Here is an 18,073-nt window from a genome sequence, read left to right as displayed (position 1 = left end):
GTGTATAAGTAGTTTCCATAAATACTTCATTTGGACTATCAAGTAGCATAAATTCTTCAAAAGAAATCCCTGTAACTAGTTTAAAATACTCAGAATACTCTTTCTCTTTGGTAAACTCTTTATCCACAAGATTTTCGAACTGATAAGCTAATTCCGCATAATAGAACATGGTTGGTAACACCGAGAAGGCACTTGCTTCCGCACCGTTATCTCCCCAACAGGTTACTAAGAAAGTATTTACTCCCTTTTCTACACAAGCCTTCACTGCTTCTTTACCGGCCACCTGACTAAATCTATTCTCTGGTGCAAATCCAGTCCATTTCCAGGCACCGGCAGCAAAACCTATGCGGTCTGAAATTCTATAATGTGTTGCTAAATTCTGTGCGTAATGATGATAATCTCTTGAATAATAATCCCAGTAAATTAACTCGATATCCTTAGGCACATGTTGTAATAAATCACTCTTTAACTGATCTTCCTTAAGAGAATAATACTCACCGTTTGCAAGTAATCTAAAAAACATATCACTCCACATCATTGCAGTAAAACCATAACGGTGTAAAATTTCTTGAACTCTCTTTAAATGCTCAACCATAATGGTGAAACGGTTCTGATAACCATTCTGATCAAGGAACTTTCCTAAACCAAGCATATGAGCTTCATCCATACCGATGTTTATCTTTCTTGAAGTAAAACATTCCGCAGCTGTGGCAATGATACGTTCAATTAATTGATATGTTTTTTCATTTCCTACTAAGAAAATATCATTCACATCGATGATTTCTTGGTAGCGCTCATATCTTGTAATCTGATTAATGTGAGCTAATGTTTGTACGCATGGTACTAATTCCATACCGAATTTTGCGCAATAAGCATCAACCTCTTTCATCTCTTCTTTTGTATAAGCTCCACGCATATAGCCGAAGTACGGTTCTTCCTCAATTTTAATCGTATCCTCGGTATAAAGTTGTAAGCTATGATAGCCAAATATCGCTAACTGCCTTATGTATTCTAATAGAGTAGGCGGTTTCATCACTGCATTTCTAGAACAATCTAGCATCACACCCAAATCCCTAAAGCTGCATTGTTCCTTGATATCATATTCATTAAGAGACTCATTCCGAAGCATGAGGTACCATGCTCTTGCTAACTGATTTCTATCTCCTACTGTAATCTGTCTTACATTATCCTTCTTTGTAACCCGAATCCCATTACCTTGCTGCTTTACCTCAACAGATAAGCCCTCATCTGAAAGGGTAAATGGTAAGGTTTTTCTTAATTCCTCAATAAGTTCATATTGCCATGCTTGATCTGTCAACACATGAAACGGAATCATATAAACTTCTCCTTTCGCATATGAAAGTTATATATTAATGTTTATTAAGTATATCTCTTATGATCGGTTCCAATCCTTTTCCCATAAAATAGAATCCTAAATCAGTTGGATGAATAAAATCAACAGTGTACTCATCAAAGTCATCACCCCAAAGTGTATACCCATCTAAAAAATAGATAGCATTGTCACCAAGTGATCTAAATTTTTCAACTGTTCCTCTTTGAAACTCTCTTAAGCTATTTCTTAAGGTACCAGCTGATTCATCTAATAGATCCATTAAATGAGGAACTCTGGATACGACTAAGATAGGAACCTCGCTATGACTTTCTCTAAGACACTTAATAAAGTCATCTAGTGACTTTACCATTCTTCCATTTGTCCCGGAATTCGCTTCATAATCAATGATATAAAGAAGCGGCTTCGGTATCTCAGAAAGCATCTTAGCAACCTCATATTCTCCTAAGCCATTCCCGGAAAAACCAAAGTTACAATGTTCTAAATTAAGTTTTCTTGACAAATAATTGGTGTATGCCATACCTGGTCTGCTTGCACTACCTCCCTGTGTGATGCTAGTTCCATAAAAAATTAGTTTTCCTTCTTTTTCATATGGAGTTGGAGGCTCTATTATTGCATTACTATCGACACCGATCTCTACTTCTTTCACTCCTACATAAAGAGGAAAATGAAATAAAAATTCTTTGACTTTTGTTGTATCCAGTTTTGATACAACCTCACAGGTATATTCACTCTGGGTTCTATCAAATTTTGTAATACCAAAGAATTTTAAATTCTTAGGGCTTTCACCAATATAACAGTCAAATCCACATTGAGCAACTGGTGTCATACTTACCATATTAGGTACTGCGGTTATTTTTGCTCTAATTAGAACTCTGGAGGTGCTTGATCGAAAGGACAATTGTCCACCTGCTGTATTTGTTCCAAGTTCATTAAGACAAGGATTAATTTCATTAAACACACTCTTTAATCTGTTAGGAATTCGTTCTAACTTATGATCTTCCTCAAAAAATGCAAATCCAGATAATCTAAGTCTGCAATCCTCTACAGAGAGCCAAGTGATATTTTCCTCCACATTCGTTTCATTTCCAAGCATGTTTTTATCCACTGGTTTATCAGCTTTCATCTCCTACCCCCCCTAGGATACTTCTCTATCATATTTCTGAAAATTTTTTTCACTATTTTTCGTGTTTATTCTTATTTTTGGTGAAAATATTTTTTATTTGACTTTATTTTAAGTGCAAATTGCCAAAAAGTCAAGGGTTAAAAATATTATTTTTTATATATTTTATCTTTTTCGTTTCCAAAAAAGAAAATTATTTTTATTTTTCTTGCTATCTAAACATTAAATGCTATAATTAGCATAAATACATACCTAATCAAAGCGGATATTCGCAATCCGCCTACGCTACTTGCCCCTAACCTCATTCAAACTTTTTCTTATCATAAACAAAGAATGGCTCTTATGAGCCAGATATATTAAGGAGGAACTTATGAAAATTATCGCACTTGATATTGGTGGCACTGCTATTAAATATGCCTACTTTGATGGAGACGATCTAATCTTTGATGATGTACGGCCATCCGATGCTTTGCTTGGTGGTAATAAGGTGTTAGAAAACATTATCTCCGTCATTTCGGAAATAGGTACTCAGTATCCTTATGATACTATCGGAATCAGTACTGCAGGTCAGGTAGACTCTACAACCGGAACAATTATTTATGCAAACGAAAATATTCCTGACTATACTGGAATGGAATTAAAGAAAATTTTAGAAGATAAATTTAAGGTTCCGGTTTGCGTAGAAAATGATGTCAATGCTGCAGCTATAGGAGAAGCTATCTATGGTGCCGGAAAAGGAGAAAGTGATTTTCTATGCCTAACTTATGGCACAGGAATTGGTGGAGCTATCTTTTTAAATCATAAGCTTTATAAGGGAGATCAAGGCGTTGCAGCTGAAATGGGTCACATGGTGACTCATCCAGGCGGCTTACCATGTGGCTGTGGCTCCTATGGTTGTTACGACCAATATGCTTCCACCACAGCTCTTATTCGAACAGCAAAAGCACATAGCCCTGAGTTTTATAATGGCAAATCCATATTTTCTGCTTTTGATCGCGAGAGTAAAGATGCCAAAAGACTCATTGACAACTGGGTAAAAGAAATCAGTTATGGATTGATTAATTTGATTTATATTTTCAATCCTTCCCTCATAGTTCTTGGCGGAGGAATTATGACACAACCTTATATTATCAGCAAACTAAATGAAATCATCAAAGAGAGTACAATGCCAAGTTTTCACGGCGTTAAGATAACCTTAGCCTCCTTGGGCAATCTCGCAGGAGTATATGGTATGAAGGCAATTACGTCAAATGAGTATTAGTAAAAATCAAATGTTTTAAAAGCCAGTAATTCATAAAAAATTAGATACAAAATAATAAAAATGGTTCAGCAACTACAAAAAGATTGCTGAACCATTTTTTCTGTTCTTTTTATCACTGGTTTTATAGTAATAAATTACCTCCCCAAAATCAATGGAAGTGCATCACATAAATTATCATATTTTTTTAAGCAAAGAGAGTCTAATCCACTTGCATGAATGTTTCCACCATGTAATCCAATCGCTTGGAAACCTGACAGCCGTATCGATATAACACCTGCAGAGGAATCTTCAAAGCCTAATACGCTAGCTTTATCCTTCTCTTCAATTCCAAGACCAACTCTTGCAGTTTCAGAATAGAGCCATGGATGTGGTTTTGGAGCTAATTCACCTATGGTACCTGCTTGACCTTTCTGTAAAGATTGTCCTGCGGTTATAATAGCGTCATAAAAATCGAAAGGATCTCCCATATTTAAAGTGTGAAATGCTGAAATAATCTCCGGTATTGCCTTATTATACAATCCTGAAGTTACTAGTCCGATTTTTATTCCATTTCCTTTGACTTCCGTTAGAAATTCTTTTAGTCCCGGAGCTGGACTAAATGCTCCCGGTTTTCCTCTTCCTTCTAGAATTTCTTTCATCTCATATTCTGTGGTTTCAAAATAAAGTTTCCTTGCATCGGTAATTTTTTTATCAGGACAATATTTGTCAATACAATATTGTAAATGCTCTGATACAGAATGCCCCGATACATGGGGTTCATCCTCGCATTCCAGTTGAAATTTGGGTTCTTTTTTTAGCTTTGCAATGGTCTGCTCAATGATCCACATCCAAAAGGATTCACTATGTACGCTTGTTCCATCTAGATCCATTAAAATCGCTTTTGCAGGACCTTCATAGCTAGATACCGGCACATTATAGATAGCTGGATACCCCATGGCGGATTTCACATTACATAAGGTTTTATCATCAAAGGCAATAAACTCTACTTTTCTATCATAAGGCGTGAAGATCGCCTTTACCCCTTCCTTCCCTGATGTAAAACTTCCATCCGATGTTTTATCTAAAAAGATCATATCTTCCACGTGGCCAACACCTGTAAAAAATTGTTTTTCCATTCTGATTCTCCTATAGTAGTAGTTGAAAATTAAAAGACAAGTATTCACCATCTTGATTTAACGCACGTTAAAGCGCGCCGATGTGAGTTAATGTGAATTTTATTGTGTATATTTTATTTGCAGGGATTACTAATTTTATCGTATTTTCATTGATATCTAATTCTTGTACAAACTCTTCTTTTAAATCGGTTAGCTCTGCTTTCTGAATTTTTCCATTCAATTTAACAGCAACATCTTCCCTTGTTTTATTGGAGTTATACACCCTCAATATAATGGTATTATCTTCTATCCCTTTTTTCAAACAAGAAACATTTACTTTTCCTGATACTTCGTAGAAGGAATAGGATGATGGGAGTATTCCTTTACCGCTAGATGGTACACTCGTCTGTATTGGTTTGAGCGGAACGTTAAATTCTTCTGCCTTTCTTGCTAAATCTTCCTTCGTAAAATCTTCTCTTTGAGGTGAAATAGCATAATGATACTGAAGTTTTCTTAGTAACTGTCCTCCATCTTGATTTGGGAAGTATCCCTCACTACGAAATTCTGTACAGATTATATTTCTTACTGCCCTAAATAGTGTAAAGGCTACCGTGCTAGCATGATCTTTTCTAAGCTCATACTCCCCAAGACAGTCTGTTATAACTGCAAATCCTCTATTGCCGTCATAAAGGGAAAGGAAATTTTGCAAAGGCTGTGTTGTTAATTCATTGTAATATCTACCATCTTCATCCTTTCGTGGTAGTGCAGGTCTTTCATCTACCGTAAAATGCCCTTGTGCACAAGCGGTATCTGTTTTAACACCTGTTTCCATTAACACACTCATTCTATGATCCATGCACTTATTGTCTATGATTACTTTAACTTCCACCTGGTCGCTATCTTTTTTTAATGTATAGTAGGTCGTGATTGGCAATTCCTGCAGTTCTTCACTTCTCTCACTTTTTCCCCTTATATAATTATCAGGACGGTAAGCATATTTAGGCAAATGCATTACCATATCAACTCCTATCGTTGCAGATAGATTTCCGTTTTCTTTTAAATAGATGGAAGTATGTATTCCTTTGCTTGTATAAGTTTTGTTTGAATATGGTGGATAATACATCCAGTAATCTCCCACATCCCCAGTGCTTTCATAGTAGTTTAGAGGGCCATAGGTTTCATTTATTCTCTTATCTGTAATCGTGATACTACCATCTGAATTCACTTTCACACGAATGATATCATTTTCCATAAAGTCACAGCCAGTTGCTAACTCTCTACCATCTGTTTTCCTTGTTTTAGCCCAGAATTTAGTTTTTCTTATAAAGGTATCCATTTCTATTAAGCGATAGACTTCATATCCACCTGCTGAAACCTCTCCGGTATCGAAAAAAATTCTATGCCTGTCAGTATAATAAGGATATGGCCTTGCGTGAAGATGTACTACTGGTGAAACCACTTCTTTTCTTTCCGCAAATTGTAGTTCTCTTTTATTCCCCTTGGAATCTTCCATGCAGAAATCCCAGATGTTTCTATCTTGTGGAGTATCTATATATACCTCTATAATTTCTCTTCTTGCCTTAGCTCCTTGGTTAAATACAACTAAAATTAAGTCCTCTTTCTCATATTTAGAAAAATCTATCTTCTTAATGATCTGTTGTAGTCCTCTATTATATACGGTATCTGCAATTTCACCCGCTTGAGATAAGCGGTATACCACGTCATCAGCAGTTTTATCCTGTGTTACCCCGTTAATCGAATCATGAGGATGGGATAATAGCAGATAATCCATTGCTTTATCAAGAAACTTCTCCTCATATTTTTCTCCAAGGAGCATATTCATAGCAGATACAGGTTCGGCCATTCCAAATAATTTATTTTGTACATTTTTATTTAGTGTTTTAATATAAGCTCTTGTCATTAGAGCATTTCCAGAAAGAGAAGTAGTAGGACCATCTCTCATCTCTCCATGAATCTCGATTACATCATCAAAATTTAACTTATCCTTTAAAATAGACACGTATTCTTCAAGAGAGGAGCTTCTAAATTCAATTTCTTCTATCTGTTTATTAATTTCTTGCAATAATTCCATTAGCTTAGGCTGGCTGGTAGTGGAGTCTGTTCCGTCCATCATAATTCTATGGTCTGGCAGTAGGGTATCCTTCATTCCATGCCATGCTTTTTTAACAGCTTCTTCAATATATTCCTTATGAATTTTTCCGGTTTCCTCTAACAGAAAATAATCTTGTATATGCTCCTTATCTCCTTGGTGATAAATCTGTCCATCTTTTCCATATTGATATTCATACTCTTCTGATTTATATTCTTTTCCGGTCATAATTTTTAGATATGCATTCATAAAGAAATTAGCACGGGCGTCATCTCCAAGCCTTGTAGCTAAAACCTTTGTTCCATCCGCTCCAACCCAGATAAATTCACACCTTGGAGCTCTGCTTTTATCTACATTCTTCGATACAATCACCGTATCGATATCAAATCCTTTGTATATTTGCGGTAATTGAGAGGGTTGGCCCCAACCAAAGGATTCATAGCCTATTTTCAAATACCCACCTAGCTCCTGTGCCACTATTTTACCCTTTAACAAGTTCCGAACAATGGACTCTCCCGAAACGGGATATAAATCCGGTAGAGTATACCAGGGCCCAATTTGAATTCTATTTTCTGAAATTAATTTTTTTAATACCTTCTCTTTTTCGGGACAAATCTCCAGATAATCCAGTATTGCAATTACCTGACCATCCATTAAAAAGCTTTTATAATCTGGATTCTTTTCAAGGGTATCTATTAATTCTTCCATTAAATCTCTTAAATAGAGACGGTTTTCCCAAATTGGATATCTCCACTCCCGATCCCAGTGGGTATGTGGAACCACATACCCAATTGCCTTTTCTTTCATTCGTCTAGTCCTCCTTAAAGCAGTTGTCACTAGGTATCATATAATACGTAAAGCAAAATTCTTTTTCTTTAAAGCGATACTGCTCAAAGGTGAAAGGACCACAGCTTCCTGTTCCTAAACCTGTCATACCATAATCTATATGCAATACGGTGTATCCACTTTTCTCTAACATAATGTTATGTGTTTTATTTTCAAGCTCTTCCCTTGTGTATTCAGACACAGAGAAACTAAAACTTCTCTCGGAAGTAAACAAAAGTTTAGTATCATCACTCATAAGCGCACAGTATTCTGAATTATAATGAGATGAATTTTCCTGTGGTCTAATATAGTTTTCAAACATATTGCTAACATTGTCTGTAAACCTATCCATATAGCAGCCTTCGTGTTTATCAATATAGCTTTCTGTTGGACCATATCCAAAATACTCACATTTGCTTAATTCTTTCTTTAGGAAAAATCTCATTCCAAATCTAGGTAGATATTCAATATTCTTTCTAACCTGTACCTTTAAATCAACTTTTACAGCGCCACTGTTATAGATGGTGTAGCAGGCATTAATTTCTGCTATATTAGCGATATGATCCGTTACTAAGGATAACGGACAAGTGAGCACCACACCTTCTTCTACCTTTTCTATAGTTGTGTCATAGGTATAAGGATACATCTTATCAAACCCAAGTGCTTTCCAGTTTTTTTGTACATGCGGCATTCTTCCAGCTTCATTCATATCATTATCTGCCGGAGCTCTAAAAATTTCATATTCTACCGGCTTTTCTATCACAGACTTTCCATTGTATATAAAGGAAGTAAAGCTTCCGCTTTTTTTGCTAAAGCAATAGGAGAATTTTTCACCTTCTATATATACGTCTTCCTTATCTTCCCTAACCTTAAGATTACCTGAATGGTTTGGATGAGCTATCTTTGTACGCGTTGTTGAAAGATCAAATTGGGAAAATCCTACTATGCTTTCTTCTTTTACAAGCTCTTCTGAATATTTCTTTACGAAATCAAATTTAACATATACTCTTTCTCCAGTAATGGATGGAATGTTCACTTGTAACTTCTTTTTCTCATGAGGCTTGATATCTAGATCATCAATTCTGCCCTCTGCTTGTAATTCTCCATTTTTACGAATCGTCCATGTAATATATAGGTAGTCCTTTAAATTCGTGAAATCCAAACGATTGATAATATAGTACTCTTGATTCTCATAACTGATTTCTGCTGGTTTAGCACAGTTCTTTAGCTCTAAAAGTCCGGTATGAGGGGTGCGATCCGGGTATACTAAGCCATCTACACAAAAATTGGAGTCATGTAGCACTTCACCAAAATCTCCGCCATATAGGTACATATCCCTTCCCTCTGCATCTTTTGAAAGAATGGCGTGATCACACCACTCCCATACAAAACCGCCAGCTAAGCTATCATATTGATAAAACAGATTGAAATACTCCTTTAGTCCACCCGGTCCATTCCCCATGGCATGAGCATATTCCACTAATACCAATGGTTTATCATATTCCTTCTTAAAATACTCTTCCACCACGTGAAGCTCTGGATACATAATACTTTCAATCTCTAGATCTTCAAAGGTAATAACTCCCTTTTCTATAGAAGATATTACTTTAGACTCGTAGTGTAAGATTCTGGTAGAATCCAGACTTCTTAATCTTTTTATTGCAGCATAGATATTCACCCCATAGCCACTTTCATTTCCAAGGGACCAAAAGATAACACTAGGTCTATTAATGTCCCTTGTAATTAAACGGTTTACACGATCTACTACTGCCTTTTCAAATCTAGAATCCTGCATAACCAAGTTATAATATTCGTTATCCCGTATTCCTTGGCTAGACCATGCTCCGTGAGTTTCTATATCACATTCATCAATGACATAGAAGCCATAGTTATCACATAACTTATAAAACTCGGGACAGTTAGGGTAATGGGAGGTACGAATTGCATTGATATTATGCTCTTTCATTAAGCGTAAATCTTTTTCAAGCTTTTCAATTGTAGCAACATATCCTGAATCCGGATAGCTGTCGTGCCTGTTGACGCCTTTTAACTTAATAGCCTGACCGTTTAATTTTAGAATCCTATCTTCTATGGCAATTTTTCTAATTCCTATAAAATCAATAATACGTTCCTCTTTTGTATCCATAATAATTTTATAAAGATAAGGCTGCTCAGCATTCCATAGAGTAGGCTCATTTATTGTTAAACAAACCTTATTTTCATTGGTCTCTTGCACATCTACTACTTGATTTTTATTATCTAAAATTGTTATTTTCTTGCTGATATGGGAATCCCCATCATCAAATTGAATGAATACCTCTGCTTTTTTCTCATCAAACTCTGTTTGGATGATATAGTTATAAATAAAGGATTCCGGTCTTTTTAATAGGTAGACATCTCTAAAAATACCTGACATTCTAAATTTATCTTGATCCTCTAGATAGGTGCCAAGGCTCCATTTTAGGACTACTATGGTAAAGCGATTCCTTCCTTCCTTTAAATATTTCGTAACATCATATTCGCTGGTGGAATGAGATACCTGGCTAAATCCTATAAATTCATTATTGACAAAAAGATAGTGACAAGAATCAGCGCCTTCCAAATTCAGGTGGAATCTATATCCCTCCTTTAAGCTTACCTCCACGTCCTTCGTATACACACCGCAAGGATTATCCTTTGGCACATAAGGAGGATTGTATGGTATGGGATAATCAATATTCACATATTGATGAGAATCATATCCATAATATTGCCAGTTAGAAGGAATTTCTATTTTATCCTTTCCTTCCTCTTCTATATTGGATTCTGTGAATATATTAGATTCTGTAACTAGATTGAGTTCTGTAACGCTTTTATAATAACTAAAATTCCATTCTCCATTTAGGAGCATCACCCTATCATTGTCTTCCTTTTTATCTGTTTCTCTCGTTAGGGCGCAAGGTATATAATATGCCCTATCCTTCATTGTACCGATGCGAATCGTATCAAAATTTTGATGATAGTTAAAATTCATTGCACTCTCCCTTTTCCTCTTTAATTGTACTCTATTTTCAAAAACTGTTCTGTTTCTGAAGATTCTTTTGCTTTTAGACATAGTAATGCACTTTCCATTCCAGCTTTTAATGGTGCAACAGACTCTGTTTCCTTTCCTCTGATTAATTGGATAAAGTTTCTGCACAGTACAATATCACCACCGCCATGTCCGTTTGCTGGAGTATTTACCTTAATCGTTGTTACCTTATCACTCATATGATCAAATACTTTTATTTCATCTGTTCCAAAGTTAAATTCAATCGTTCCTTTATATCCATACAATCTGGCTCCTCTTCGAGCAGCTCCTTTTCTTGCAAAGAAATTTTGTGAATACACCACATGCATTCCTGATTCATATTTTACAATCATACTTCCGGAATCCTCATTTCCTGTATCTACTGCAAAGGAGCAGTAATCACTTCTTGGTATATCATTTCTAATCTTTTCAATGTTATAGGTACTATCCATACAAGTTTCCCATTTATCGCATTGACTGCATCTAAGACCAGCGGGCATATCCCCTTTGTATATCTGTTTCGACTTCATAGCACAAACACTTACAGGCTTTTCCCCTAATAAATAGTTAATTACATCTATATCATGAGTTGCCTTTTGTAAAAACAATCCGTGAGAAATAGTTTCATTTCGATACCAATCATGAAAGTAAACAAAGCCGTATGGCACATCATTAAAGGCTTGCACATGCTCCACTTTTCCAATGATTCCAGAATCAATAATTCGTTTAACCTCCTGCACCATTTGTGTTACTCTCAAAGGAAAAGAAACTACAACAGGGGTATTGGTATGTTCTTCGCATACTTTTAACAATTTTAAGTCTTCCATAGAGATTCCAACTGGTTTTTCTAAGAAAAGCGGAATCTTTCTATCTAAAACTTTTTGAGTAAAAAAAGCATGTGTATCACAATTCGTACCAAGCATAATCCCGTCAAGCTCTTCTTTCTCCATCATATCATCTGCATCCGTATAGAAATTGATATCTTCTGGGTTCATGGGACATTCGCGGAGGAGTCCATCTATTTTATCGATTTCCATCTCATGCATTTTTTCTTTCGAAGCATTTTTTTTCATAAGCTCCCATACTCTATCTTTATTTACGTCTGTAATAGCTTTTATCCTTACATCATAAGGTAAGCCCATAATCTGATCCATCAACATGTCAATCCTAACACCATATCCTATCACACCTAAATTAATCACAATTCTTTCCTCCATCTCTATAAATATATTTCGTTATTTTCTCTCCTGCTTTCATAGGTATATGAAGCATTGTAGAATAATAGTTATGCTTAATTTTATCTATGTAATCACTTTCATCTACAAGTATATTCACAATGGTATCATATTGGGTATTATTACATATCTCTGCCAATACATAAGTCTTTTCTTGTTCTTTTATATGGCAAGCTATGTGGTCAAAGCATTTTACAATGCCATTGCTAAAGTCGATATAGACACTTGGAATTTCAGCAAAGGTAAGCATCATCGTTACCTCCGGCCAGTTAGAACCATACAAGAACTCTCCTATCGTTTCTTTTCCCTCCCAGTCACTTGTTTGTACCCTTTCATTTACATATCCATAAGGCAGAAACAATTTTTCTAACGTAAGAACAGCTCTGTTTTTTACGGATACATATTGGGTAATACTATGGGAAATAAGGAAAAGCCAATCCAAATATCTAGAGTCTTTGGTAAAACGATAAAGTTTTAATATGCAGTTCCCTGACAGTGTGCATATCCCCGGTGCAGAATGCTTATTTTGTGCATTAGCAAAAACAGTACCTATGGTATGAGCCTTTCTTTTGGAAGCAGTGCTTTCTGATGGAAAATGAAAATCATAACTCATCACCCATGTAATTGCAATTTCAAAGGTTTCTTTTGCATACTTAAGCCATCTCGGTTCTTTCGTTGTCTCATACAATTGTACATAACCTTCTAACATGGCAAATGCAGATTCACTGTCAGGAGCCTGACAAATTTCTCCCGGACCTCCATTTAATATACCTTGTGAAACATAATTGACATAATAATATTCCCCAAGGTCTTCTGCCGTTTTCAAATATTTATTCGCTTTAAAACAATGAAAGGCTAAAGATAATGCAGCTACTGCAATAGCTGAACTTGCTGAATTACCAATTAATATCTCCTCTGTATTAATATCAATAAATTGACCTATCTGTCCATATTTGTTAAATAACCGAACAAATGCATCTGCTAGTTTTTCTATCTTTTCCTTGTAAGAATCAACGGAAATTCCTTTCTCCTCCAATAACATCATTTCTTTTAGTAAAAAGAACAGCAAATCTGCATTCTTACGTAGCAATAGTATACTTCCGGGCTTACCTAATTCAAAGGCATCTCCGTAATGAATCCCTCTTGCGTAGATACCACTAATCCATCCCTTTTCATTTTGAAGGTTATTTAGTATAAATTGAAAGGTTGAGTAGGCACGGGTAAAGGCTTCTTCTTTATCTTCCAATAAAAAGGCATAATTGTTCATGCCTCCTCCAATCCAGCCTGCCTGAAAGCATTGTTGTGGGAACTTCCACACTGTGCCAACAGAATAATACCCCTCTTCCATAAAATTCTCTACCTGATATTTGTCTTTTATCGCTTTGTAGGCAGTATAAAAGGGAACCACATTAGTTAATCTTCCTGTCTCCATACAATTTCTTACGTTGTTGAAATAGGAGTAAAACTGAGACAGATTTTCTGCTTCAAACTGGTAAATATGAAAATCGAATGCGATTTTCTCCCCCTCTTCAAAGCATTTTCCTAAATCATCCGAAAGAGTCCTAGCGTCTGGATAGAAGCCTGAGCCATCTCTTCTTTCTCCAAAAAAATATTTTACTTCTTCTCTCACCGCGGGAAGTGATAAAGAAAATACCGCTGTTTTATGCTCTAAATTTTCTATGATAGAAAATCCGGTATAATCTTCTCCAACCTCTTGTGGTCCAAATAGCAAGATTCCTAATTTTTTATTTTCATCATAAAATCCAATTGCTGGTGTAGTCATATCGCCGGAACGAAGTTGGATTTTAGAATAATTTTCTTCCTTACTAAGATGAGGAATATTTGTAATTGTCCCAGGTTCTGTCAGTGCTTTTTCCTTTTCTACCGCATTATAAGGAGGATATGCTAATACCTTACAATTAAAACGATTCCCGTTATAAACTGCACCGGGTGCAAATACATAATTTTCTCTTGACCAATCCTCTATCTCCATTTCAAAAGCAACTCCCGAAGGAGTGCTTAGCGTTTGTGAGAAGGAAACATCAATTCTTCCACAAATTTGCTCCTTTTCCGTCTTTATGTCCACATTGCCTTGACAAAAAAAATCAGAAAACCAAGCTTTGCTGTTACCGCTGCTTGCAACTTCATATCTTTGTTTTTTAATATTAATACTTCTTTCATAGCCACTGCATGATAGATAAAATTTCATATTAGTTCTCCTTTACGTGCCCTAGCACACATATAAATCAAGATGTTTTATAATCGCTTTTTATTTTTAACCTAACTCCCATCTACGTGCCTTACACATACATCAATCAGGATGTTTTATAATCCCTTTTTATCTTTAAAACAGGTGTATCACAAAAGTAATACACCCGTTTTTCATTCCTATCTTTATATTATTTACTAGCCTTCCATGCATCTATCTGTGCCTGTTTTTCTTTAATAATGTCATTTATTCCTGCATCTTCCAGTCTCTTTAACAATTCTGGAAGTATTTTCGCTGGATCTACAGAACCAGCACTTAAAGCTGGAACAAGTTCAGTAGTGATAGAAGAACAATTTGCTAATTGCGTTTTTACAGGTGTTGGGTCGAATGTAAAACCAGAAAGTGGAGATACATCTGCTTCTTTGTCTGCCTTAAATACAATTGCCTGGCTTTCTTTTTGTTTATCACCAGATTCATTTTTGTGATAAAGTGCTCTAGTGAAATTAGGGCTGTAAGATTGTCCAATTTGCCATTCGTTCCAGTTAAAATTAAATTTTCCTTCTACTTGAGTAAAGGCTCCATCTTCTCCATAGACATAGTCAACCCCTTCTTCTCCTTGAGTAATTAACATGTAAAGCTCATCGTCTGTATTAAGTAATTCAATTAATTGTACTGCTTTTTCAATATTTTTAGATTTCGCATTTACAGCAACCGCTGCAGTGGAACCAGCGTTTGCAGGAATCACTGTTCTAGATGTAGATACGGTTAATGCAGGTGCGTTCTCTGGAGTACACATAGACATCTTTTCAGTATCTTGGTTACCAGGGAAATCAACACTATCTGGCCATCCCTGTGCATATTCAGCAACAAATTTCGCTGCTTTTCTATCAGGGGAGGTATCATTAATTGTTGCACCATCCGCTCTTACATATCCCTTGTCATACCATTCCTTCATGATGTTAACATATTCTTCAAATTCCGGTGTTGCGAACTGATTAATAACCGTATTAGGCTCATTAAAGCGAATCCATCCAGGAGTTGTTACATCACCAATGTTCTCCATATCCCACATAATTGGCTCATTTGCATAAAAGCTCCAGTAGGAAGATGTCTCCCAACCAATCATATCTGGATGTTTTTCAAGAGCCTTTCCAATAAACGGATCAATCATCTTCATTGCTTCTAACGGAGCTTTTCCTTTTACCGCTTGCCAGTCAAAACCTACTTCATCCACTAGGTCTCTACGGAATTTTAAACCTTTTCTAGCAGCAGCTCCCCATTGCTGATAATTGACTGATGCGTAAATTTTACCTTTAATTGTAACTGCATCCCATAACCCTTTTGGTATACGTGAGTAGGTTTCAGGAGCATATTTAGGAAGAAGTTCTGTTAAATCAGCATACGCTCCTTTGCTAGCATTGTCAGCAAAGTTAATGCCACCCCAGTTTGCTGTAAAACATAGATCCCATTTGTCACCAGAATTAATCATTAGGTTCATCTTATCTGCATAAGTGGAACCATCAATTAGTATTAAATCTAATTTAGCGCCGATTTTTTCACCAATAATCTTATTTGCTTTTTCCATAATGCGATCAAGGTCATTCACAGGACTATTCGACATATAAAAGGTTAGTTCTACTGGCTTTTCTGTGTCTTTGTTTTTATTGCCCTCTGTTACTGTTGGGTTCGTTTTGTTCCCTCCAGTATTGGAAGAGGTGCCCTCTGATGGGTTTTTAGGCCCACATCCTGAGAGCATTGCAGATGTAAGCATCACACCCGCTAAAAGCGTTGCAAGAATCTTTTTTCTTTTCATAAATATTTCCTCCCTTTTTAATTTTTTATAATTTTCCGAATCTCCGCCTATATTGGATTATTCGGTAAATTTACTCTTTTACAGCTCCTATCGTTAAGCCTTTTTCAAAATACTTTTGTAAAAATGGATACAGCAATATAATAGGTCCAATCGCCAAAACACAAGTAGCCATACGGGCACCTTCACTAGGAAGCATTCCAAGTGCTGCTTCCATGGACTGTGAAGCGTGGACATTTGCTTGTAAATATTCAATGTTATTCATTAGAGCCTGTAGTAAATACTGTAAGGTATATAGTTTCGATTTTTCTATGTATAAGGAACAAGTCATCCAGTCGTTCCAATAGGCGATTGCTACAAAAAGGCCTATCGTAGCTAGGGATGGTGTGGATAATGGTAGCACAATTTTATAGAAAGTTTTAAACTCACTAGAGCCATCAATCCTAGCTGATTCTATTAGGGCATCTGGAATGGTCCTAAAAAAGTTCTTCATAATAAGGACATTGACTGCCGATACCACATTTACAATAATTAGAACCCAAATTGTATTCTTTAGATGTAAATACCTTGTCATTAATATATAATATGGAACCAAGCCACCATTAAATAGGACAGGTATATATACAAATAAAGAAATCCCCTTCCGATGTGTAACTTCTTTCCTCGATAAAGAATACGCCAGCATAGATGTAACAAATAGGTGTAAAATTGTTCCTAAACAAGTTACTAAAATAGTTACTCCATAAGCATTGAATACGGAAGTAGCACCACTAAACACATATCGATATGCCTTTACGCTAAATACCTGAGGTATAAATCTGTAACCATCAACCATTAAAGTACGCTCATCTGTGAATGATATGGCAACAACTAGGATAAGTGGTAAGATGCAAAGTAAACATAATAAAATAAATATGACATGAGTTGCTATTCTACCTGCTGATATTTTTATTCTTCTTGATTTCACAAACTCACTCCCTTTCTAGAATAACGCGCCATCTGGGTCGATTTTCTTTATGATAGCATTGGATATAAATACCAGCACGAATCCTACTGTTGACTGATACAACCCTACCGCTGATGTCATACCATAGTCATTCAGTTTTTTCAAGGAACGAAATACATAGGTATCAATAACATCGGTAGCTTTATAGAGGACACCTGCATCATGCGGCAAGGTGTAGTAAGCATTCCAATCACCTAAGCCTCCATTAAATAATTTTCCAACCCATAATAGTGATAATACGATGACTGTTGGCTTTATTAGAGGTAGGGTTATATTTTTTACTCTTTGCAACTTGGAGGCTCCATCAATCTGAGCAGCTTCATAATAATCTGGATTAATTCCTGCGATTGCTGCTACGTAAAGTACGGAATAATACCCGACATTCTTCCACAAATAAGCAAAGGGAAGTATGAATCTCCAATATCTAGGTTCACTATACCAAGCGATAGGTTTTCCTCCCATTTCTATCAGTATTCTATTCACAATTCCTCTATCTACACTTAATAAGCTAAATACTATGTACTGTATAACAATCCAAGAAAGAAATGTTGGTAAAAGAATGGCTCCCTTATAAATAGCAGAGACATATTTATTTTTAACATCTGTTAATAAAACTGCGAGTGCTACTGAACAAACTGTAACTAATACTGCTTGTAAAAGATTGTAGAATAATGTATTCATGGTAACTGTACGGGCAGTATCAGATTTAAAAAAGAACTCAAAGTTCTTAAATAATGGATTCACCCATTCACTTCCAAATATCCCATCGTTAGGATTATAATTTTTAAATGCTAACATAACGCCCGGCATAGGTAAATAAAATAAAACACTTATTAATAACAATCCCGGAGCCATCATCATGTAAAATGGCATTTGTTTTTTTATGGAACGTAGTCTTTTTTTATTCCTTACTGTTTTTACATTTTCATTTGTCAAAGTACTATCTCCCTTCTTGATATCACATTTCTACTCCATTGTATTCACAGAAGCTCTATTCTTC

Annotated in this window: 11 protein-coding genes; 1 reads left to right on the top strand and 10 read right to left on the bottom strand. The window is 35.8% G+C overall.

Annotated elements, in window-relative coordinates:
* Together RTP52_RS04185 and RTP52_RS04180 are read right to left on the bottom strand one after the other, a co-directional pair.
* A partial coding sequence (locus RTP52_RS04185; RefSeq protein WP_312369385.1) for a beta-N-acetylhexosaminidase occupies positions 1–1,336 on the bottom strand: 1,336 nt, incomplete at its 3' end.
* A gap of 34 nt (positions 1,337–1,370) precedes the next feature.
* Positions 1,371–2,477: an SGNH/GDSL hydrolase family protein gene (locus RTP52_RS04180; protein WP_312369383.1), complete on the bottom strand. Its 1,107-nt coding sequence runs from the start codon at positions 2,475–2,477 to the stop codon at positions 1,371–1,373.
* Positions 2,478–2,844: 367 nt separating this feature from the next.
* Here RTP52_RS04180 and RTP52_RS04175 point away from each other — a divergent pair, with 367 nt between their 5' ends.
* Positions 2,845–3,735 (top strand): ROK family protein, encoded by an 891-nt coding sequence (locus RTP52_RS04175; RefSeq protein WP_312369380.1) that lies wholly within the window; start codon positions 2,845–2,847, stop codon positions 3,733–3,735.
* A gap of 134 nt (positions 3,736–3,869) precedes the next feature.
* Here RTP52_RS04175 and RTP52_RS04170 read toward each other — a convergent pair whose 3' ends face one another.
* From RTP52_RS04170 to RTP52_RS04135, 8 genes are all read right to left on the bottom strand, one after another.
* Positions 3,870–4,850, bottom strand: a complete 981-nt coding sequence (locus RTP52_RS04170; protein ID WP_312369378.1) for an HAD family hydrolase — start codon at positions 4,848–4,850, stop codon at positions 3,870–3,872.
* Between the two features lie 67 nt (positions 4,851–4,917).
* Positions 4,918–7,746 carry a glycoside hydrolase family 38 C-terminal domain-containing protein gene (locus tag RTP52_RS04165; protein WP_312369376.1) on the bottom strand — a complete coding sequence of 943 codons (2,829 nt, stop codon included), beginning with the start codon at positions 7,744–7,746 and terminating at the stop codon, positions 4,918–4,920.
* Between the two features lie 4 nt (positions 7,747–7,750).
* Entirely contained in the window at positions 7,751–10,777 is a 3,027-nt protein-coding gene (locus RTP52_RS04160) for a glycoside hydrolase family 2 TIM barrel-domain containing protein (RefSeq protein WP_312369374.1), read from the bottom strand.
* A 20-nt stretch (positions 10,778–10,797) separates the two neighbouring features.
* Entirely contained in the window at positions 10,798–12,015 is a 1,218-nt protein-coding gene (locus tag RTP52_RS04155) for a Gfo/Idh/MocA family protein (RefSeq protein ID WP_312369372.1), read from the bottom strand.
* Entirely contained in the window at positions 12,008–14,257 is a 2,250-nt protein-coding gene (locus tag RTP52_RS04150; protein WP_312369370.1) for a hypothetical protein, read from the bottom strand. The genes RTP52_RS04155 and RTP52_RS04150 overlap by 8 nt, the downstream gene beginning before the upstream one ends.
* 190 nt (positions 14,258–14,447) lie before the next feature.
* Complete coding sequence (locus RTP52_RS04145; RefSeq protein ID WP_312369368.1) at positions 14,448–16,070, bottom strand: ABC transporter substrate-binding protein; 1,623 nt, start codon at positions 16,068–16,070, stop codon at positions 14,448–14,450.
* Between the two features lie 70 nt (positions 16,071–16,140).
* Complete coding sequence (locus RTP52_RS04140) at positions 16,141–17,034, bottom strand: carbohydrate ABC transporter permease (RefSeq protein ID WP_312100383.1); 894 nt, start codon at positions 17,032–17,034, stop codon at positions 16,141–16,143.
* Between the two features lie 15 nt (positions 17,035–17,049).
* Positions 17,050–18,009, bottom strand: coding sequence for an ABC transporter permease (locus tag RTP52_RS04135; protein WP_312100381.1), 960 nt, complete (start codon positions 18,007–18,009; stop codon positions 17,050–17,052).
* Positions 18,010–18,073: the final 64 nt, after the last annotated feature.

This window comes from Lachnoclostridium sp. (assembly GCF_031997925.1).
Classification (GTDB): domain Bacteria; phylum Bacillota; class Clostridia; order Lachnospirales; family Lachnospiraceae; genus Lachnoclostridium.
This window is presented reverse-complemented; position numbering and strand designations above follow the sequence as displayed.

What these genes read in the sequence shown, in the direction of transcription:
- RTP52_RS04180 (WP_312369383.1), bottom strand. Translation starts at nt 2,477, where the DNA reads ATGAAAGCTGATAAACCAGTGGATAAAAACATGCTTGGAAATGAAACG.
- RTP52_RS04175 (WP_312369380.1), top strand. Translation starts at nt 2,845, where the DNA reads ATGAAAATTATCGCACTTGATATTGGTGGCACTGCTATTAAATATGCC.
- RTP52_RS04170 (WP_312369378.1), bottom strand. Translation starts at nt 4,850, where the DNA reads ATGGAAAAACAATTTTTTACAGGTGTTGGCCACGTGGAAGATATGATC.
- RTP52_RS04165 (WP_312369376.1), bottom strand. Translation starts at nt 7,746, where the DNA reads ATGAAAGAAAAGGCAATTGGGTATGTGGTTCCACATACCCACTGGGAT.
- RTP52_RS04160 (WP_312369374.1), bottom strand. Translation starts at nt 10,777, where the DNA reads ATGAATTTTAACTATCATCAAAATTTTGATACGATTCGCATCGGTACA.
- RTP52_RS04150 (WP_312369370.1), bottom strand. Translation starts at nt 14,257, where the DNA reads ATGAAATTTTATCTATCATGCAGTGGCTATGAAAGAAGTATTAATATT.
- RTP52_RS04145 (WP_312369368.1), bottom strand. Translation starts at nt 16,070, where the DNA reads ATGAAAAGAAAAAAGATTCTTGCAACGCTTTTAGCGGGTGTGATGCTT.